Genomic DNA, 18,594 nt, shown 5'->3' with positions numbered 1-18,594 from the left:
AGCGCCGGGATCAGCGCTTATTCGCCTTGACTTCCGCTTCGCGCAGCGAAGGGGCGAGCTTGTCCAGCACGCCGTTGACGAACTTGTGGCCGTCGGTGGCACCGAAGACCTTGGCCAGCTCGACACCTTCGTTGATCACGACACGGTACGGCACATCGGCGCGCATCATCAGTTCCCAGGTGGACAACCGCAGCACAGCCAGTTCAACCGGGTCGAGCTCTTCCAGCGCGAGCGCCAGGCAAGGCTTCAGGGCCGCGTCGATCTCGTCCTTCTTGGTCGGAACCCCATGCAGGATTTCGCGGAAGTAGGCGCCATCGACATCGGTGAAATCGTTATCGACCCGGAACTGCGCTTCGATCTCGTTCACCGACTGACGCGCCATGTGCCACTGGTACAGCGCCTGAGTCGCGAGCTTGCGGGCTTCGCGGCGCTTGGCGCTCTTCGAGGGCTTGCCGGCATCCGCAGGTTTTGGATCGCGCGGGTTGAAACGATCGCTTTCGTCGCTAATCACTTGGCCTCCAACTGCGCCAGCAGACTGACCATTTCCAGAGCGGACAGGGCAGCTTCAGCACCTTTGTTGCCGGCTTTGGTGCCGGAACGCTCGATGGCCTGCTCGATGGAGTCGACGGTCAGAACGCCGAAGGCCACCGGAACACCGAACTCCATGGACACCTGGGCCAGGCCCTTGGTGCATTCGCCCGCCACGTATTCGAAGTGCGGGGTACCACCGCGGATCACGGCGCCCAGGGCGATGATCGCGTCGTACGCGCCTTGCTGGGCGACCTTCTGTGCCACCAGCGGGATTTCGAACGCGCCCGGGGCACGGATGATGGTGATGTCGCTTTCGCTGACACCGTGGCGTACCAGGGCATCAACGGCACCGCTTACCAGGCTTTCGACGACGAAGCTGTTGAAGCGGCCAACCACCAAAGCATAGCGACCTTTGGGGGCGATGAAGGTACCTTCGATGGTCTTCAGGGTCATTCCGATGTTCTCATCTTCAAGAGCGAGGCCGCTCGCTGGCGGCCTCGGGAGGGTTTGGACTCGAGCGTGAGGGCGCGCGCGCCGTCTCAAGTCACTCGGAGGGCACGTATTCTACAACTTCCAGATCGAATCCGGATATCGCATTGAACTTCATCGGCGAACTCATCAGGCGCATCTTGCGCACACCGAGGTCGCGCAGGATCTGCGAACCGGCGCCGACGGTGCTGTAGGTGGTCGGTGCCTTGGTCGGTGCATCGCCCGCGCTTTCGCGGATGTGCGCCAGCAGCACGTCGCCGTCCAGCGGGTGGCCCAGCAGCAGCACCACGCCGCTGCCGGCCTCGGCCACGGCAGCCATGGCCGCGCGCAGGCTCCAGCGGCCCGGCTGCTTGACCAGCAGCAGGTCGCGCAGCGGGTCCATGTTGTGCACGCGTACCAGGGTCGGCTCTTCAGCGCAGATTTTGCCCAGGGTCAGGGCCATGTGCACATCGCCTTCCACCGCGTCGCGGTAGGTGACCAGGTTGAACTCGCCCAATTCGCTTTCGACCGGCTGCTCGGAAACGCGCTGCACGGTACGTTCGTGGATCATGCGGTAGTGGATCAGGTCGGCGATGGTGCCGATCTTCAGGCCATGCTCGGCGGCGAACACTTCCAGCTCGGCACGGCGCGACATGGTGCCGTCATCGTTCATCACCTCGCAGATCACGCCGCTCGGCTCGAAGCCTGCCATGCGCGCCAGGTCGCAGGCGGCTTCGGTGTGGCCGGCACGGGCCAGGGTGCCGCCGGGCTGGGCCATCAGCGGGAAGATGTGGCCCGGGCTGACGATGTCTTCGGCCTTGGCGTCCTTGGCCGCGGCCGCTTGCACGGTACGCGCGCGGTCGGCAGCGGAAATACCGGTGGTGACGCCTTCAGCGGCTTCGATCGACACGGTGAACTTGGTGCCAAAGCCGGAGCCGTTGCGCGGCGCCATCAGCGGCAGCTTCAGCGTTTCGCAGCGTTCACGGGTCATCGGCATGCAGATCAGGCCGCGGGCATGCTTGGCCATGAAATTGATGTGCTCAGGCAGGCAGCACTCGGCTGCCATGATGATGTCGCCTTCGTTTTCGCGGTCTTCGTCATCCATGAGGATGACCATTTTGCCCTGGCGGATGTCTTCGACCAGTTCTTCGATGCTGTTGAGCGCCACTCGGCACCCCCTTCTCAATCAGGATTTCAAGAAGCCGTTGGCGGCCAGGAAGCTTTCGGTAATGCCACTGCCCTTGCTCGGTTCGGCCGCCTTGTCACCCAGCAGCAGACGCTCCAGGTAACGGGCCAGCAGGTCGACCTCAAGGTTGACCCGACGACCTGCGCGGTAGTCGGCCATGATGGTTTCGGACAGGGTGTGCGGGACAATGGTCAGCTCGAATTCGGCGCCATTGACCTCATTGACCGTCAGGCTGGTGCCGTCGACGGTGATCGAACCCTTGTGGGCGATGTACTTGGCCAGCTCCTTGGGTGCACGCACACGGAACTGGATGGCGCGGGCGTTATCGCTGCGCGAGATGATTTCGCCGACGCCGTCGACGTGGCCGCTGACCAGGTGACCGCCCAGGCGGGTGGTGGGGGTCAGGGCTTTTTCCAGGTTGACCTTGCTGCCGCTCTTGAGGTCGATGAAGGCGGTGCGCTTGAGGGTCTCGACGCTGACGTCGGCCCAGAACCCATTGCCCGGCAGTTCGACGGCGGTCAGGCACACGCCGTTGACGGCGATGCTGTCGCCAAGCTTGACGTCACCCAGGTCGAGCTTGCCGGTCTCGACGTAGACGCGCACGTCGCCGCCCTTGGGGGTCATGCTGCGAATGGTGCCGATGGATTCGATGATGCCGGTGAACATGGGGTCTTCCTCAAGAACGGGTTGCGCAGGGCAAGCCAGGCATTATACGCCGGGCGCCGGCAGGGGGATGGCCGTGACCCGCCAGTCATCGCCCACTGCGCGCATTTCGGTAATTTTCAGTCGCGGTGCTTCGCTCATCTTCGCCAGGGGCCAGTCCAGCAGCGGGCGGGCCTGGGAACCCAGGAAGGTGCCGGCGACGAACAACTGGTATTCGTCGATCAGGCCTTGCCGGGCGAACGCGCCAGCCAGGCCTGCGCCGGCTTCCAGCAGAATCTCGTTGACGCCACGCGCGGCCAGCACACCCATCAACGCAGGCAGATCGACCTGGCCATCGGTGCCTGGCAGGCTCAACAGCTCATGGCCTGCCTCGGCGTAACGCGGCGCTTCAGCGGCGGCCGTCACCACCAGGGCCGGGCCGGCCTGGAAGAACGGCGCATCCAGCGGCAAGCGCAGGCGGCCATCGATCAACACGCGCAACGGCGTGCGGCTCAAGGCCAGGGCGCGGGTTTCGTCGTCCAGGCCCAGCTCTGCGCCACGCACCGTCATACGCGCATTGTCGGCCAGCACGCTGGCGGCACTGGTGAGCACCACACTGGAGCGAGCGCGCAGCCGCTGAACCGCAGCGCGGGCGGCAGGGCCGGTAATCCACTGGCTTTCGCCGCTGGCCATGGCCGTGCGGCCGTCCAGGCTCATGGCCAGCTTGGCTCTGACAAACGGCAGGCCACGCTCCATGCGCTTCAGAAAACCTGGGTTGAGCGCGCGGGCCTCAGCTTCAAGCACACCGCTGCTGACCTCGATACCGGCCTCTGCCAGGCGCCGCAGCCCCTGCCCCGCCACTTGCGGGTTGGGGTCTTGCATCGCGGCCACCACGCGGGCCACGCCAGCCTTGACCAGCGCTTCGGCGCACGGCGGCGTGCGGCCATGATGGCTGCACGGTTCGAGGGTGACATAGGCGCAAGCGCCGCGGGCGCGCTCACCGGCCTGGCGCAGGGCATGCACCTCGGCATGGGGCTCACCGGCGCGCACGTGCCAGCCTTCGCCGACCACCTCGCCATCGCGCACGATCACGCACCCCACACGCGGGTTGGGGTGGGTGCTGTAAATACCCTTGCGGGCCAGCTCCAGGGCGCGGGCCATGTAGTGGGCATCGAGGATCGCGGTCTGGCTGGGCATGCTCACTCTTTAGCTGGCTCACGGGCCAGGCGGTCGATTTCTTCGCGGAATTCGTCGAGGTCCTGGAAGCGTCGGTAGACCGAGGCGAAGCGGATATAGGCCACCTCGTCGAGCTTTCGCAGCTCGGCCATCACCATTTCACCCACCACCAGTGACTTGACCTCGCGCTCGCCGGTGGCACGCAGGCGGCTCTTGATGTGCGCCAGCGCCGCTTCCAGGCGCTCGACGCTGACCGGGCGTTTTTCCAGCGCCCGCTGCATGCCTGCACGCAACTTGTCTTCGTCGAAAGGCTGGCGCGTGCCGTCCTGCTTGATCAGCCGGGGCAGCACCAGTTCGGCGGTTTCGAAGGTAGTGAAACGCTCGCCGCAGGCAACGCACTCGCGGCGGCGGCGCACTTGCTCGCCCTCGGCGACAAGACGAGAGTCGATGACCTTGGTGTCGTTGGCACCGCAAAAGGGACAGTGCATGGTGGCAGGCAACAAAAAAAGGGAGGGCCATGGTAGCGCATCCCACTGGCAAGACAAGCCAAAGGGGTTAACATCCAGGGAAATCTGCCCGTGAAGGAAGCCCCAATGCACTATCGAGCGCTCGTCGTGCTGTGCTGCGCCGCCCTGCTTGCCGCTTGCGGTAGCGACCAGCCCAAGCCCGATCAAGGCCAGGCACCTGCGCCAGCCAAAGTGGCCAAGAAGGCCCAACCGCTTGGCCCGCTGCCCGCCTACCAGCGTGAGCTGAGCGGTACTTTGCTGGAAATCCCGGCCGGCGCCGACGTGGAGCTGGCCCTGCTGGTGATCGACGAACGCGACCGCCCGCAACGCCTGCTGGCCAGCAGCAACCTGACCGGCACCGGGCAGGCGCTGCCTTATCAGTTGCGCTTCAACCCCGAAGCCTTCCCGGCCGGTGCCCGCGTCGAACTGCGCGGCCGCGCCAGCAGCTCCGGGCAGTTGATCATGCACCTGCCCCCTGTGCGCATCGCCCAGCCGCAAACCCAGGCCACCGGCCCGCTGCGTTTCGAGAAGGCACCGTAAGTGGCGCCACTGGCACTGCAACAGGCCCTCAGTGGCCTGATCGGCGAGGCGCGCCTGGTGGTCAGCGACCTGCCTGACTGCGAATTGAAGCTGTGGCTGATCGACGACCAGAACATGGACCGCGCCTTCAGCAGCGAAGAAACCCGGCGCATTCTCGAAGAACCTCCGTACTGGAGCTTCTGCTGGGCCAGCGGCCTGGCCATGGCTCGCTACCTGGCCGCACACCCGGCATGGGTGGCAGGCAAGCGTGTACTCGATTTTGGCGCGGGCAGCGGCATCGCCGGCATTGCTGCAGCCCGTGCAGGCGCCCTTGAAGTGGTGGCGTGCGACCTCGACCCACTGGCCCTCGACGCCTGCCGCGCCAACGCCGCGTTGAACGGCGTGGAGCTCGGCTACAGCAACGATTTTTTCGCCGAGGACGACCGCTTCGACCTGATCCTGGTCGCCGATGTGCTGTATGACCGCGCCAACCTGCCACTGCTCGATGCCTTCCTCGGCCGCGGTCGCCAGGCGCTGGTGGCCGACTCGCGGGTTCGCGACTTCAGCCACCCGCTGTACCGGCAATTGGGCGTGCTCGACGCGCTGACCCTGCCGGACCTGGCCGAGCCCCACGAATTCCGCCGGGTCAGCCTGTACCACGCCAGCCGCGAGCCTTTATAGTGGTGCCATTCACGAGTTTGCGAGAGTCGCGATGAGCCAAGACACGCCGTACATTTTCGACGCCACCGATGCCACCTTCCAGCAATTGGTCATCGAAAACTCCTTCCACAAACCGGTCCTGGTGGACTTCTGGGCTGAGTGGTGCGCGCCCTGCAAGGCGTTGATGCCACTGCTGGCGAAGATCGCCGAGGGTTACCAGGGCGAGCTGCTGCTGGCCAAGATCAATTGCGACGTGGAGCAGCAGGTGGTCGCCCAGTTCGGCATTCGCAGCCTGCCGACCGTGGTGCTGTTCAAAGACGGCCAGCCGGTCGACGGTTTTGCCGGGGCGCAGCCGGAGTCGGCAATCCGCGCGCTGCTCGAACCGCACGTGCAGATGCCGGCCGAGCCTGCCGCATCGCCGCTGGAGCAGGCCAAGGCGCTGTTCGCCGAAAGCCGCTTCGCCGAGACCGAAGCACTGCTCCAGGCCCTGCTGGGTGAAGACAACAGCAATGTCGAGGCGCTGATCCTGTACGCCCGTTGCCTGGCTGAGCGGGGCGAGCTGGGCGAGGCCCAGGTGGTGCTGGACGCGGTCAAGACCGACGAACACAAGGCAGCCCTGGCCGGTGCCAAGGCACAGCTGACCTTCCTGCGCCAGGCTGCCAGCCTGCCGGAAGTCGCCGACCTGAAGAGCCGCCTGGCGCAAAACCCAGAAGACGATGAAGCGGCCTACCAGTTGAGCATTCAGCAACTGGCCCGCCAGCAATACGAGGCGGCGCTGGAGGGCTTGTTGAAGCTGTTCAAGCGCAACCGCGGCTACGAGAACGGGTTGCCGCAGAAGGCGATGTTGCAGGTGTTCGAACTGCTGGGCGGTGATCATCCGCTGGTGAGCGTCTATCGCCGCAAGCTGTCTTCAGCCCTGTTCTGAGGCAGCACGCCCTTTTAGGAGCAGCCTTGAGCTGCGAAGAGGCCGGTGAAAGCACAGTCAATCTGCGCTGCTTTCACCGGCCTCTTCGCAGCACAAGGCTGCTCCTACCCCGAACGCGTGTGACCTTGTCAGCCGACCCAGTGGTACACCGGCGCATCCGCGCCACTTTCCACCTTCACCTCGCTGCTGTGCCGCAACCGCACCAGCAGCCGCTTGCCAGCCGCGGTACTCCCCGCCAGCCCTTCCAGGCGGTCCAGCAACGCTGGCCCATTCATCTGCCCAGCCTGGCGCAGCACGTCGCGCGCTGCGGCCCACTGCCCATCATCTTGCCGCGGCGCTGCTGGCGAGGCGGCCGCCGCTTCGGCGGTAACCGGCACCTCGAGGTGCCGCCCCAACTGCGCCCACTCGGCCGGCTCCAGCTCGACAGTCAGGTCCACGGGCCAGTCACCAATCTGTCCACGAATTCTCATGATGCTTTCCTTGAACGCAGGTCAATGCAGCCATGCTACAGCAACATGAAACCTGCGCCACACAGGCTGGCGGGAGGCGGAAAAATTGTTATAACATTACCAAATCATTCCCAGTCTGTTCCTGGAGTCTTCCATGCGTCGCCTGCTGCTCGCCCTGCCCTTCGCTCTGCTGCCCTTCGCTCTGCTGCCCTTCGCTCTGCTGCCCCTCGCCATGGCCCAGGCCCACGATGACCATGATCACGCCCATGGCACCCTCGGTGCCCATGAGCATGGCGTGGCCAAGCTCAACGCCGTGCTCGATGGCAACACCCTGGAGCTGGAACTGGACAGCCCGGCGATGAACCTGGTCGGTTTCGAGCACGCTGCCAATAGCGATGCCGACAAAGCCAAGGTCGCCGCCGTGCGCCAGCAGCTCGAGCAACCCTTGCAGCTGTTCGGCCTGGCAGCAGCCGCTGGGTGCAAGGACGATGCACAGGAGCTGGAAAGCCCGCTGTTCGGCGATGCCCCGAAAGCCGACGACGATGGCGACGAGCATGAGCACGGCCATGAGCACAGCGATATTGGTGCGCATTACCAACTGACCTGTGCCAACCCGGACAGCCTCACCCAGATCGACCTTGCCCCGCTGTTCAAGGCCTTCCCGGCTACCCAGAAGATCAACGTGCAACTGATCGGCCCTAAAGGTCAGAAAGGCGTTGAAGCGACACCCGCCAAGGCCGCGGTCGCGTTCTGAATGGGCCAGCCGCTGATCGAACTGCATGACCTGGTCTTTGCCTGGCCTGGCCAACCGGCCCTGCTGGATATTCCCGCCTTCCAGCTGGAGGCCGGCGAGGCGTTGTTTCTCAAAGGCCCCAGCGGCAGCGGCAAGACCACGCTGCTGGGCCTGCTGGGCGGCGTGAACCTGCCTGGCCAGGGCCGCATTCGCCTGCTCGGCCACGACCTCAGTGGCCTCGGCCAAGGCGCGCGCGATCGCTTCCGGGTCGACCACACGGGTTACATCTTCCAGCAGTTCAACTTGCTGCCGTTTCTGTCGGTGCGCGAGAACGTCGAGCTGCCTTGCCGCTTTTCGCGCAGCCGCGCCACACGCGCGGCCCTGCGCCATGGCAGTGTCGACCAGGCCGCCGCCACGCTGCTCGCCCACCTGGGCCTGGGCGATCCCGCCCTACTTGCCCGGCGCGCCGACAGCCTGTCGATCGGCCAGCAGCAACGGGTAGCCGCTGCACGAGCACTGATCGGCCAACCGGAATTGGTGATCGCCGACGAACCGACCTCGGCCCTCGATGCCGACACCCGCGAAGCCTTCATCCGCCTGTTGTTCGACGAGTGCCGGGCAGCCGGCGCCAGCCTATTGTTCGTCAGCCATGACCAGAGCCTGGCACCGCTGTTCGACCGCCACCTTTCCCTGGCCGAACTCAACCGCGCCGCCAAGCCCCGGGAGGCCTGATGTACCTGCTTCGTCTTGCCCTGGCCAGCCTGGCCAACCGCCGTTTCACCGCCTTCCTCACCGCGTTCGCCATTGCCCTGTCGGTGTGCCTGCTGCTGGCGGTAGAGCGCGTGCGCACCGAAGCCCGCGCCAGCTTCGCCAGCACCATCAGCGGTACCGACCTGATCGTCGGCGCCCGCTCGGGCTCGGTGAACCTGCTGCTGTATTCGGTGTTTCGTATTGGCAACGCCACCAACAACATCCGCTGGGACAGCTACCAGCATTACGCCCAGGACCCACGGGTGAAGTGGGCGATCCCTATCTCGCTGGGCGACTCGCACCGCGGCTATCGCGTAATGGGCACCACTGGCGACTACTTCAGCCACTACCAATATGGCCGCAGGCAGCACCTGGAGCTGAGCCAGGGCCGCGCCTTCGTCGACGACCCGTTCGAAGTGGTGCTCGGCGCCGAAGTGGCCGACGCCTTGCACTACACACTGGGCGACAAGCTGGTACTGGCGCATGGCGTCGCCGCGATCAGCCTGGTCAAGCATGACGACAAGCCGTTCACCGTGGTCGGCGTGCTCAAGCGTACGGGCACCCCGGTCGACCGCACCCTGCATATCAGCCTGGGTGGCATGGAGGCGATCCATATCGATTGGCACAACGGCGTGCCCGCCCGCGGTGCCGGGCGCATCAGTGCCGACCAGGCACGTACCATGGACCTGCAACCTGCCGCCATCACCGCGTTCATGCTTGGCCTCAACAGCAAGATCGCCACCTTCAGCCTGCAACGGGAAATCAACGAGTACCGCAACGAACCCTTGCTGGCGATCTTGCCCGGGGTGGCCCTGCAGGAGCTCTGGAGCCTGATGGGCACCGCCGAGCAGGCGCTGTTCGTGGTTTCGCTGTTCGTGGTGCTGACCGGGTTGATCGGTATGCTGACGGCGATTCTCACCAGCCTCAACGAGCGCCGGCGGGAGATGGCGATCTTGCGCTCGGTCGGTGCCCGGCCCTGGCATATCGCCGGGTTGCTGATACTGGAGGCGCTGTCGCTGGCTGTGGTGGGAATTGTCGCCGGGCTAGGCTTGCTGTACGCCGGCATCGCCCTGGCGCAGGGCTATGTGCAGGCCAACTATGGGTTGTTCCTGCCGCTGGCCCTGCCGAGTGCCCATGAATGGACGCTGCTGGCTATTATCCTCGGGGCTGCACTGCTGATGGGCAGCGTGCCGGCCTGGCGTGCCTATCGGCAGTCGCTGGCCGATGGCTTGTCGATCCACCTCTGAGAAAACGCCATGCTCCGCGCGCTTCTGTTATCACTGGTAGTACTCGCCGCCCCCACCTGGGCGGCCGAACCCCGCGAACTCGATTGGCCTGCATTGATCCCGGAAGGCGCCCCTGTCATCCCGCCGCAACTGGCCCCGCTGCACGACCTGTCAAAGCTGAGTGACGCTCTGGCCGCCGAATCGGCGCCCGCCGCCCGCCAGCAGGCGCCGGATGCCCCGGTGGTGAAAAGCCTGGATGGCCAGCAGATCAAGCTGCCCGGCTACATCGTGCCGCTGGAGGTCAGCGAAGAAGGCCGCACCACCGAATTCCTCTTGGTGCCCTACTACGGCGCTTGCATCCACGTGCCGCCACCACCCTCGAACCAGATCGTGCACATCTTCAGCGAGATGGGCGTGCGCGTCGAAGACCTGTATCAGCCCTACTGGATCGAGGGAAAGATGCAGGTGAGCGCCTCCAGCAGCGAACTGGCCGACGCCGGATACCAGATGGAAGCCGAGAAAATATACGCTTATGAGCTGAAGTGAGAACTGTTTCGAATTCGTTCCGACGCTTCTTTGAGCTGGGTCAAACTTTCGGTTTAGACGCATCCGTACCATTGGACTACTCAATTACTAATGTCCTCTGGGAGCTTCCATGAACAAGTCCTTGCTCGGCGCCTCGCTTGTGGCCCTTGCGCTCGCCGCCCCTGCCGCCCACGCCTATCAGGCAGGCGATATGATCCTGCGCGCCGGTGCCATCACTACCGCACCGAACGAAAGCAGCGGCGACCTCAAGTTCGACGGCAACAAGGTGTCGGGCACCAAGGCAACCCTGGACAGCGACACCCAGCTGGGCCTGACCTTCGCCTACATGCTCACCGACCACATCGGCCTGGAGCTGCTGGCGGCCACCCCGTTCAAGCACACCGTGGGCGTCAAGGGCCTGGGCGGCGGCCTGGACGGCAAGCTGGCCGACATCAAGCAACTGCCACCGACCCTGTCGCTGCAGTACTACCCGATGGAGCCGAACTCCCGCTTCCAGCCGTATGCCGGCGTGGGCATCAACTACACCCTGTTCTTCGATGAAGACCTGAGCAGCGCGCGTAAAGAACAAGGCTTCAGCAACCTGAAGCTGCAGGATTCGGTCGGCATCGCTGGCCAGCTGGGCATGGACTACATGCTTACCGACAACCTGCTGGTCAACGCCTCGGTCTGGTACGTCGACATCGACACCAAGGCCAGCGTCAACGGCCCGACCGCGCTGGGCTACAGCAAGACCAAGGTCGACGTCGACGTCGACCCGTGGGTCTACATGGTCGGCCTTGGCTACAAGTTCTGATCCCTGGCAGGGAGGGCGGCCATTGCCGCGCTCCCTGTTCTCGCCCCCAGCCAGCAACCCAAGGCTGTCGCACTGATCCCCGCCCCCAGCCCGCACACCGCCGCCCACCCCCATCGGGCATAGACCCAGGTCGCCAGCACCGCGCCCAACCCGCTACCCAGTGAATAGCAGCACATGTAGGCGCCAATCAGGCGGCTCGCCTGTGCGCTGCGCCCGGCCAGCAACAGGCTCTGATTGGTGACATGCACGGCCTGCACCGCAAAATCGAGCAACACCACCCCCACTAGAAACGCCAGCAGCGAATGCTCGACGAACGCCGTCGGCAGCCACGACACCGTCAGTACCGCCAGGGCGAACCCGGTGGTGCGCTCGCCGCGGCCTTGATCGGCCAGCCGACCGGCCCGGGAAGCGGCAACCGCGCCCGCCACGCCGGCCAGGCCAATCAGGCCGATCTGGGTATGGCTGAGCGCCAAGGGCGAAGCGCTCAGCGGCAGCACCATCGCGCTCCACAGCACGCTGAAGGCGGCAAAGATCAACAGGCCGTATAACCCGCGTCGGCGCAGGGCAGGGGCTTCCTTGAACAAGGCCCACAGCGAGCCCGTCAATGCCAGGTAACCGAGGCGCTGCGCCGCCGGCCGGGCACCCGGCATGCCGCGCCAGAGCAGGCAGGCCATCAGCATCAGTACCCCAGCGGCGGCAAAATAGACGACACGCCAGCCCGCCATGTCGGCGACGAAGCCAGACACCAGCCGCGCCAGCAGAATGCCCAGCACCACCCCGCTGGTGACCGTGCCCACCGCCTGCCCCTGCTGTGCGGGGGTGGCCAGGGTGGCGGCATGCGCCACCATCACCTGCACCATGACGGCCATCAACCCGACCAGCGCCAGCGCCATCAGCAGCACCGCCCAGTCCCAGGCCATGCCTACCGCCAACAGGGCCAGGGCCGAAACCCACAACTGGCCGACGATCAGGCGCTTGCGGTCGATCAGGTCGCCTAGCGGCACGATCAGTAGCAAGCCCAGCGCATAGCCGGCCTGGATGGCGCCGACCACCCAGCCTATGCGCTGCTGCCCTACCCCCAGGTCCCTTGCCATGGACTCGAGCAAGGGCTGGGCGATGTACACCGTGGCCACTGCAATGCCGCAGGTGAGGGCCAGTAACAGGGTCATCGCACGGGTCAGGCGGGGTTGTGTAGCGTTCGGGGTGTGCATGGCGTATCCCTTCAATCTGGTTTCAAATTAAAACCACATATGGATTTCTAGCAAATGTAGTTTTAATCTGCAACCAGAACCCTTGAGAGAGCCGCACGATGCTCGACGAAACGAACGGACAATGCCCGGTAGCCCGGGCCCTTGAAGTATTGGGTGATCGCTGGGCGCTGATGATCCTGCGCGACGCCTTCGATGGCTTGCGCCGCTTCAGTGAGTTTCAGAAGAACCTCGGGCTGGCCAAGAACATCCTGGCCTCAAGGCTCAAGTTACTGGTGGAGAGTGGGCTGTTGGCGTTGCAGCCGGCATCGGATGGCAGTGCCTACAAAGAGTATGTGCTGACCGAAAAAGGGCGTTCGGTGTTTCCGTTGGTGATCGCCTTGCGCCAGTGGGGGGAGCAGTTCTTGTTCGAGGCGGGAGAAACGCGATCGGCGTTGCTGGACCGCGCCACAGGGGAAACGGTCGAGACCCTGCAAGTGCGCGCTCGGGATGGGCGGGTGTTGGGGCCTGATGATTGCCAGCGCACGGTGGTGCGGCACGGTTGAGCCCGGCGCCACGTGGCTGACGAGCCAAGACTCCTGTAGGAGCAGCCTTGTGCTGCGAAGAGGCCGGTGGCAGCAGTGAAAATCTACTGTGTTGCCACCGGCCTCTTCGCAGCGCAAGGCTGCTCCTACAGGACGGCGTGCGTTGCCGAGCCTGCGGTCAGGCCTTGCCGAGCAAGCGGGACAAGCCGTCGACCAATGGCGTTGGCGCCGGGAAATCGAAGCGTGTCAGCAAGCGCTGGTTATCCGCCCGCGAATGGCGAATGTCGCCCGAGCGGGCTGGGCCATAGCTGATCGCTGGCAAGCTGCCGATTACCTTTTCCAGGGCCGTCAACAGCTGGTTGAGCGAAGTCGCCTGGTTCAGGCCGATGTTCACCGCGCCCTCCTCGACCTGCAGCTGCTCCAGCGCCTGGATCATCACGTGCACCAGGTCCCCTACATAAAGGAAATCCCGGGTCTGCTCACCATCCCCGAACACCGTGATCGGCAGCCCTTGGGTGGCACGCTCGCTGAAGATGCTGATCACGCCCGAATACGGCGAGGAAGGGTCCTGGCGCGGGCCGAAGATATTGAAGAAGCGGAACACCACCGGCTCCAGACCATGCTGGCGGCGGTAGAAATCCAGGTACTGCTCGCTGGCCAGCTTATCCACAGCGTAAGGGGTCAACGGCGCTTTCGGTGTTTCTTCAGCAATCGACTCGCCTTCGCCGTTGTTGCCATACACCGCAGCACTGGAGGCGAACAGCACCCGACGCACGCCGTGCAGGCGCATGGCTTCGCAGACATTCAGGGTGCCGATGAAATTGCTCTGGTGAGTCTTTACCGGATCCTCGACCGAAGCCTGCACCGACGCCACGGCCGCCAGGTGCACCACCGCAGCGCAACCAGCGGCCGCACGGCTGACCAACCCGGCATCGGCGACATCGCCTTCGATCAGTTCCAGGCGTGGGTGGGTAATCTGCAGGTTATCCCGCTTGCCAGTGGACAGGTCGTCGAGAATGCGTACGGCGTAACCTTTGGCCAACAGCGCATCGCACAGGTGAGAGCCGATGAAGCCGGCACCGCCGGTGATCAGGATGGGGGCATCAGCCATGGCGGTAGAAACGGTCCAGTAGGGGCGGCAGGCCGGCGCGCCAGGCGCGGGGCTTGATACCGAAGGTGTGAAGGATTTTCTTGCAGGCCAGCACGGCGTGCTGGGGCTCTTCGCTGGCGTCCGGCCGCGCGGCATGGGCCTGTGGCGTGGGCGCCTGCACCGCCAGCTGACGGTACTGGCCAGCCTCGGTCAAAATCGCCTGCCCCAGCGCCAGTGGCGTGGTCGCTTCGTTGCCGGCGTAATGGTAGGTGCCCCACAGCGGCGCGCTGCAATCGAGCTGCTTGAGCACCGACAGGATCACCCGGGCAGCGTCATCGACCGGCGTCGGGTTGCCGCGGCGGTCATCTGCCAGCAGCAATTCCTGGGGTTGTTCGGCGCGGGTCAGGAAACGGCCCAGTGCACCGTCTACGCTTTCATCGAGCAGCCAGCCAAAGCGCAGCAGCACATGTTGCGGGCACGCCGCCCGCACGCTCTGCTCGATGCGCCACAGGGCCTGGCCACGCAGGCCGAGCGGCACCGGCTCGTCTTTCTCGCTGTAGGCCGTGGCCCGCGACCCGTCGAAAACCCGGTAGCTCGAAGGCTGCACCAAGGTGATCTGGTGGTGCTGGCACAACTCTGCCAGCCGCTCCACCGCCCGCTCTTGCTGAGCCAGGCGTTGTTCGCTGACCGACTCGGCCTGGAACCAGTCGAAGTAATAGGCCAGGTTGACCAAGGCATTGGGGCGGTGATCGTCGAGCAGCTGAGTGAGGCTGGCCGGGTCCCAGCCGTTCTCCGGCGGGCGCGGTGCCAGGAATGCAATGTCCTCTTCAGCCCCGAGACGAATCAGCGCTTGCCCGAGGGCATTGCCACCACCCAACAGCATTAGGCGCATACGCATAGAGTCAGCAGATCCGGAGAGGTTGATTGAGGGAAAGGGGTCATTTTGCGGTTTCCGGGCGGGGAAGTCCAACCCTAGGCTGGGATGAACTTGCACAGCCCATTCCTACCACTGCATGAGAAATGCCCTACACAGCGCATGAGCCTGGTCCTGCATCACAAATGAAAAAAGCCTGGCTTAATAATTCGCAGATCCAGAAAAAACCCGACAAAACCTACATACAAGAAAAATAATGATAGGAAGTTATAGCGAAACCTTGCCTGAAATACTGCACTTTAGATTCCACCTGCAGTTCGATCAGCACCCTGATTTAACACTGCGATACGGCAGTTACCAGTTCGCCCTTCTTCATAAGGCCTGCGAGCCCAAACAGCGCTGCTGATCAACAACAGCCAGACGCTTCACGCACCTGAAATTATCCAGGATAACCGGCGCCTATTGGTACGCTTGGTTGCAAGGAGGCACCGAGTGGAAGTTGAAGTTTCTACACTGATAATTCTCGCGGTTGTCGCATTGCTCGCTGGTTTTTTTGATGCCATTGCAGGGGGCGGGGGAATGCTAACGCTGCCCGCGCTGTTCATCGCAGGCATTGACCCACTGGCTGCAATGGCCACCAACAAACTGCAAGCGTCGTCGGCAAGCGTTTCTGCAGTGTGGGCATTTGCACGCAAGCGCATGATTGATTGGCGAGCTGGCTTGCCCATGGCCATTCTGTCATTTGCAGGCGGTGCGGCGGGCGCATTATCGATCAGCCTGCTCGACAGAGCATTTCTGCAAGCATGCGTACCTGTCTTGTTGATCGCAGTCGCTGGCTACTTCGCACTCAGCCCCAAGCTCAACGAGCAAGAACGCAAACGTAGAGTATCGACAGCCTGCTTCGCGGCAACGATTGTGCCGCTGATCGGTTTCTATGATGGGATCTTTGGCCCAGGCACCGGCTCATTCTTCATGGTTGCGTTCACTGTATTGCTCGGGCAGAACATCTTGCAGGCGGTATGCAACAGCAAGTTGCTCAACGCATCCTGCAACCTGGGAGCACTATCGGTGTTCGTGCTGAGTGACTCGATCATCTGGCACTTGGCACTGACAATGGCAGCATGCGCCATCATCGGTGCACAAGCAGGCGCGCGCTGCGCGCTGCACTTCGGGCCACGCCTGATCAAACCCTTGCTGATTACAGTGTGCTGCCTGATGGCAACCAAGCTCCTGCTCAGCGATAACAACCCAATCGGAGAATGGGTCAGGCAATGCTGGATTCAGCTCATCAGTCCAGGGCAGGTGTATTAAATGCTGCTTTAAGTAGCGAGCGAGAGGTTACTCGATCTCGAACAAGCCATTACTCAACGGCCCCACACTCAACCGCTCGCGCACGTCGTCATCGATACGCGGGTCATCCGGCCGGTACAGCTTGACCTGGCGATAGGCATTGATGCGGTTGATCTCTTCGCCCAGGTACTCCCACACCACTCGGGTGCAGGCCGGGTTGCGTCGGTCGCCGCTGGAAACGCCGGTCTTCAGGCCGTTCAGGCGGGTGATGCGGCTCTTGAAGCTGGGGATGAGGATGGTCTGGCTCATCTCGTTAAGGGTCAGCGACTCGTAGTCGATCAGGAACATCCGGTCCTGCAACTGGAACGCCGCGCCCAAGTAGCGGCAACGCACCTCGGCATGCAGGTCGGTAGCACTGCTGCGCTCCTGACGCTCCTGGCGCTCGAACAGGAAGCGGCCGCGCTCTTCACGCAGGTGCACCAGCGATAGCAGGATCGACCCCGGTACCGACATGCAGTTGGAGTACTCGAAGTAATAGCCGCAGTAGCGCGACAGGTTGCCCGCGTGCTCGTGCAAGGGGCGGAACAACTCGCTGATCGGGTCGCTTGGCTGTTCAGCCACCGCCGACACACGGGCGCCAATCAGCCGAGCGAACTGCTCGGGCGGCTGGTTCAGCTCGTAATCCTCGACACCGAAGAAATCGCCGATGCGTTTGAGGTTGAAAGCCGTCGGACGGCTCTGGCCGCTGAGGTACTTGTTGAACTGCGCGCGGTTGATCGACAGCTGTCGGCAAACTTCCGAGATAGAGCGGTAGTGGCTGCAGGCCAGTTTGAGGTTGGTAGCGAAATGATCGCTCATGTTCAGAATCCAGGTGACGCGAATGGCGCAAGTGTAGCATCAAGTCGCATCAAGTCAGAGCAACCCGCGAAATTGTAACCACTCTTGTCATAGCCAAACATGCGCCCCAACGATAGCGGTGCGCCTGCCGTCCGCTGGTCATTCCACACGAAGAATAAGAATCGAGGTCATTTTAATGCTCGAAGTACTCAACGATTTCCTTTCAGGGAAACTCCTCATCGTGTTGATCGTCGGTCTCGGCGGTTACTTCACCATCCGCTCGCGGTTCGTCCAGTTCCGCCATTTTGCGCACATGTTCGGTGTGTTCAAGGAATCGCTGCGTGGCCAGGCAGGCCAGCTGAGCTCCTTCCAGGCCCTGATGCTGAGCCTCGCCGGCCGCGTTGGCGCCGGTAACATCGCCGGTGTTGGCATTGCCGTGACCCTGGGCGGCCCAGGCGCGGTCTTCTGGATGTGGGTCACCGCGCTGGTGGGCATGTCCAGCAGCTTCTTCGAATGCACGCTGGCCCAGGTCTACAAACGCGCAGACGGTGACGGCCTGTACCGTGGTGGCCCGGCCTACTACATCCAGCACGGCCTGAAGCGCAAGAACATGGCCATCGTGTTCTCGATCCTGCTGCTGGTCACCTACGGCTTCGCCTTCATTGGCCTGCAGTCGTACACCGTGACCCACTCGCTGCAGAACGCCTTTGCCTTCGACCCTAAGCACACCGGTATCGTCCTGGCCGTGCTGCTGGCCATCACCTTCCTCGGTGGCATCAAGCGCATCGCCGCCGTGTCTGACCTGTTGGTACCGGTCAAGACGCTGGCCTACATCGGCGTGACGCTGTACGTGATCGGCACCCAGATCGAGCACGTGCCAGCCATGCTGGAAACCATCTTCAAGAGCGCCTTCGGCCTCGACCCCGCGTTCGGCGGCCTGCTGGGCAGTGCCATCGTCATGGGCGTGAAGCGTGGCGTATTCGCCAACGAAGCGGGCCTGGGCAGTGCGCCCAACGTCGCTGCCGTGGCGGCCGTGAAGCACCCGGGCGCGCAAGGCGTGGTCCAGGCGTTCAGCGTGTTCCTCGACACCTTCGTGATCTGCACCTGCACCGCGCTGCTGATCCTGCTGTCGGGCTTCTACACCCCAGGCTTCGAAGGTGACGGCATCGTCCTGACCCAAAACTCGCTGGCCGCCGTGGTCGGTGACTGGGGGCGCCTGTTCGTCAGCGTCGCGCTGTCGCTGTTCGTCTTCACCTGCATCCTCTACAACTACTACTTGGGCGAAAACAGCCTGCAGTTCCTGACCCGCAACCGTGCCGTGCTGATGCTGTTCCGCGGCCTGGTGCTGGCGCTGGTGGTGTGGGGCTCGATGCAGGACCTGTCGACCGTGTTCGCCTTCGCCGACATCACCATGACCTGCCTGGCCTTCGTCAACCTGGTTGCCCTGGCCTTGCTGTTCAAGGTCGGCCTGCGGGTGATGCGCGACTACGATGATCAGCGCAAGGCTGGCATCAAGCAGCCAGTGTTCGATTCGGCCAAGTTTGCCGACCTGGACCTGGACCGCAATGCCTGGCCTGCCAATACGCAAGCCGAAACAGCCGCTGACAAAGCCGTGGGCCAAGCCCAGCTTCAGCGCTGATATCCTGCCCTGCCCAGCCGCC

22 protein-coding genes are annotated in these 18,594 nt (G+C 63.7%); 11 read left to right on the top strand and 11 right to left on the bottom strand.

The window, feature by feature from the left end; translation table 11 throughout:
- Positions 1-10 precede the first annotated feature (10 nt).
- The 6 genes from nusB to nrdR all read right to left on the bottom strand — a co-directional run bounded on the left by nusB (position 11) and on the right by nrdR (position 4,491).
- Positions 11-511, bottom strand: coding sequence for a transcription antitermination factor NusB (gene nusB, locus GIB19_RS13675; protein WP_099428217.1), 501 nt, complete (start codon positions 509-511; stop codon positions 11-13).
- On the bottom strand, positions 508-984 hold the full coding sequence (gene ribH, locus GIB19_RS13670; RefSeq protein ID WP_003255395.1) for a 6,7-dimethyl-8-ribityllumazine synthase: 477 nt from the start codon (positions 982-984) through the stop codon (positions 508-510). Before ribH ends, nusB begins: the two co-directional genes overlap by 4 nt.
- Before the next feature lie 91 nt (positions 985-1,075).
- Positions 1,076-2,167, bottom strand: a complete 1,092-nt coding sequence (ribBA, locus tag GIB19_RS13665; RefSeq protein ID WP_012270288.1) for a bifunctional 3,4-dihydroxy-2-butanone-4-phosphate synthase/GTP cyclohydrolase II — start codon at positions 2,165-2,167, stop codon at positions 1,076-1,078.
- Between the two features lie 18 nt (positions 2,168-2,185).
- On the bottom strand, positions 2,186-2,851 hold the full coding sequence (locus GIB19_RS13660; protein WP_027594907.1) for a riboflavin synthase: 666 nt from the start codon (positions 2,849-2,851) through the stop codon (positions 2,186-2,188).
- Between the two features lie 42 nt (positions 2,852-2,893).
- Complete coding sequence (ribD, locus tag GIB19_RS13655) at positions 2,894-4,024, bottom strand: bifunctional diaminohydroxyphosphoribosylaminopyrimidine deaminase/5-amino-6-(5-phosphoribosylamino)uracil reductase RibD (protein ID WP_099428216.1); 1,131 nt, start codon at positions 4,022-4,024, stop codon at positions 2,894-2,896.
- 2 nt (positions 4,025-4,026) lie between these two features.
- On the bottom strand, positions 4,027-4,491 hold the full coding sequence (gene nrdR, locus GIB19_RS13650) for a transcriptional regulator NrdR (protein ID WP_009685710.1): 465 nt from the start codon (positions 4,489-4,491) through the stop codon (positions 4,027-4,029).
- Positions 4,492-4,596: 105 nt separating this feature from the next.
- Between nrdR and GIB19_RS13645 the strand changes: the two genes are divergently transcribed.
- The 3 genes from GIB19_RS13645 to trxA are packed head-to-tail and all read left to right on the top strand — an operon-like array spanning position 4,597 to position 6,613.
- On the top strand, positions 4,597-5,049 hold the full coding sequence (locus GIB19_RS13645; protein WP_027594905.1) for a YbaY family lipoprotein: 453 nt from the start codon (positions 4,597-4,599) through the stop codon (positions 5,047-5,049).
- Complete coding sequence (locus GIB19_RS13640; RefSeq protein WP_099428215.1) at positions 5,050-5,709, top strand: class I SAM-dependent methyltransferase; 660 nt, start codon at positions 5,050-5,052, stop codon at positions 5,707-5,709.
- A gap of 31 nt (positions 5,710-5,740) precedes the next feature.
- The gene (trxA, locus tag GIB19_RS13635) at positions 5,741-6,613 is read left to right on the top strand and encodes a thioredoxin (RefSeq protein ID WP_274886810.1); all 873 of its coding nucleotides are present in this window, start codon (positions 5,741-5,743) and stop codon (positions 6,611-6,613) included.
- A 128-nt stretch (positions 6,614-6,741) separates the two neighbouring features.
- Here the strand turns inward: trxA and GIB19_RS13630 are convergent, their stop codons facing one another.
- Positions 6,742-7,083, bottom strand: a complete 342-nt coding sequence (locus GIB19_RS13630; protein ID WP_099428213.1) for a hypothetical protein — start codon at positions 7,081-7,083, stop codon at positions 6,742-6,744.
- Positions 7,084-7,216: 133 nt separating this feature from the next.
- On the opposite strand from GIB19_RS13630, the gene GIB19_RS13625 reads away from it, so the two are divergent.
- The 5 genes from GIB19_RS13625 (at position 7,217) to GIB19_RS13605 (ending at position 11,110) form a co-directional block, all read left to right on the top strand.
- Positions 7,217-7,816, top strand: coding sequence for a DUF2796 domain-containing protein (locus GIB19_RS13625; RefSeq protein ID WP_274886809.1), 600 nt, complete (start codon positions 7,217-7,219; stop codon positions 7,814-7,816).
- Positions 7,817-8,527 carry an ATP-binding cassette domain-containing protein gene (locus tag GIB19_RS13620; RefSeq protein WP_274886808.1) on the top strand — a complete coding sequence of 237 codons (711 nt, stop codon included), beginning with the start codon at positions 7,817-7,819 and terminating at the stop codon, positions 8,525-8,527.
- Positions 8,527-9,792 carry an ABC transporter permease gene (locus GIB19_RS13615; RefSeq protein ID WP_274886807.1) on the top strand — a complete coding sequence of 422 codons (1,266 nt, stop codon included), beginning with the start codon at positions 8,527-8,529 and terminating at the stop codon, positions 9,790-9,792. The genes GIB19_RS13620 and GIB19_RS13615 overlap by 1 nt, the downstream gene beginning before the upstream one ends.
- 9 nt (positions 9,793-9,801) lie before the next feature.
- Positions 9,802-10,317, top strand: coding sequence for a DUF3299 domain-containing protein (locus tag GIB19_RS13610; RefSeq protein ID WP_274886806.1), 516 nt, complete (start codon positions 9,802-9,804; stop codon positions 10,315-10,317).
- Positions 10,318-10,426: 109 nt separating this feature from the next.
- Positions 10,427-11,110: an OmpW/AlkL family protein gene (locus tag GIB19_RS13605; RefSeq protein ID WP_010951793.1), complete on the top strand. Its 684-nt coding sequence runs from the start codon at positions 10,427-10,429 to the stop codon at positions 11,108-11,110.
- Here GIB19_RS13605 and GIB19_RS13600 read toward each other — a convergent pair.
- Entirely contained in the window at positions 11,098-12,321 is a 1,224-nt protein-coding gene (locus GIB19_RS13600; protein ID WP_274886805.1) for an MFS transporter, read from the bottom strand. The genes GIB19_RS13605 and GIB19_RS13600 overlap by 13 nt on opposite strands.
- A 98-nt stretch (positions 12,322-12,419) precedes the next feature.
- Between GIB19_RS13600 and GIB19_RS13595 the strand changes: the two genes are divergently transcribed.
- Complete coding sequence (locus GIB19_RS13595) at positions 12,420-12,863, top strand: winged helix-turn-helix transcriptional regulator (protein ID WP_099428208.1); 444 nt, start codon at positions 12,420-12,422, stop codon at positions 12,861-12,863.
- 157 nt (positions 12,864-13,020) lie between these two features.
- Here GIB19_RS13595 and GIB19_RS13590 read toward each other — a convergent pair whose 3' ends face one another.
- Together GIB19_RS13590 and GIB19_RS13585 are read right to left on the bottom strand one after the other, a co-directional pair.
- Positions 13,021-13,953, bottom strand: a complete 933-nt coding sequence (locus tag GIB19_RS13590) for an NAD-dependent epimerase/dehydratase family protein (protein WP_099428207.1) — start codon at positions 13,951-13,953, stop codon at positions 13,021-13,023.
- Positions 13,946-14,830, bottom strand: coding sequence for a sugar nucleotide-binding protein (locus GIB19_RS13585; RefSeq protein WP_033694227.1), 885 nt, complete (start codon positions 14,828-14,830; stop codon positions 13,946-13,948). Before GIB19_RS13585 ends, GIB19_RS13590 begins: the two co-directional genes overlap by 8 nt.
- 468 nt (positions 14,831-15,298) lie before the next feature.
- Here GIB19_RS13585 and GIB19_RS13580 point away from each other — a divergent pair, with 468 nt between their 5' ends.
- Positions 15,299-16,117 (top strand): TSUP family transporter, encoded by an 819-nt coding sequence (locus GIB19_RS13580; RefSeq protein ID WP_099428206.1) that lies wholly within the window; start codon positions 15,299-15,301, stop codon positions 16,115-16,117.
- A gap of 27 nt (positions 16,118-16,144) precedes the next feature.
- Here the strand turns inward: GIB19_RS13580 and GIB19_RS13575 are convergent, their stop codons facing one another.
- Entirely contained in the window at positions 16,145-16,954 is an 810-nt protein-coding gene (locus GIB19_RS13575) for a helix-turn-helix domain-containing protein (protein WP_027594892.1), read from the bottom strand.
- Positions 16,955-17,129: 175 nt separating this feature from the next.
- Between GIB19_RS13575 and GIB19_RS13570 the strand changes: the two genes are divergently transcribed.
- A complete protein-coding gene (locus tag GIB19_RS13570) occupies positions 17,130-18,572 on the top strand; it encodes an alanine/glycine:cation symporter family protein (protein ID WP_027594891.1) in 1,443 nt (480 codons plus the stop codon).
- Positions 18,573-18,594 lie beyond the last annotated feature (22 nt).

Source organism: Pseudomonas sp. ITEM 17296 (assembly GCF_028895205.1).
Classification (GTDB): Bacteria; Pseudomonadota; Gammaproteobacteria; order Pseudomonadales; family Pseudomonadaceae; genus Aquipseudomonas; species Aquipseudomonas kermanshahensis.
This window is presented reverse-complemented; position numbering and strand designations above follow the sequence as displayed.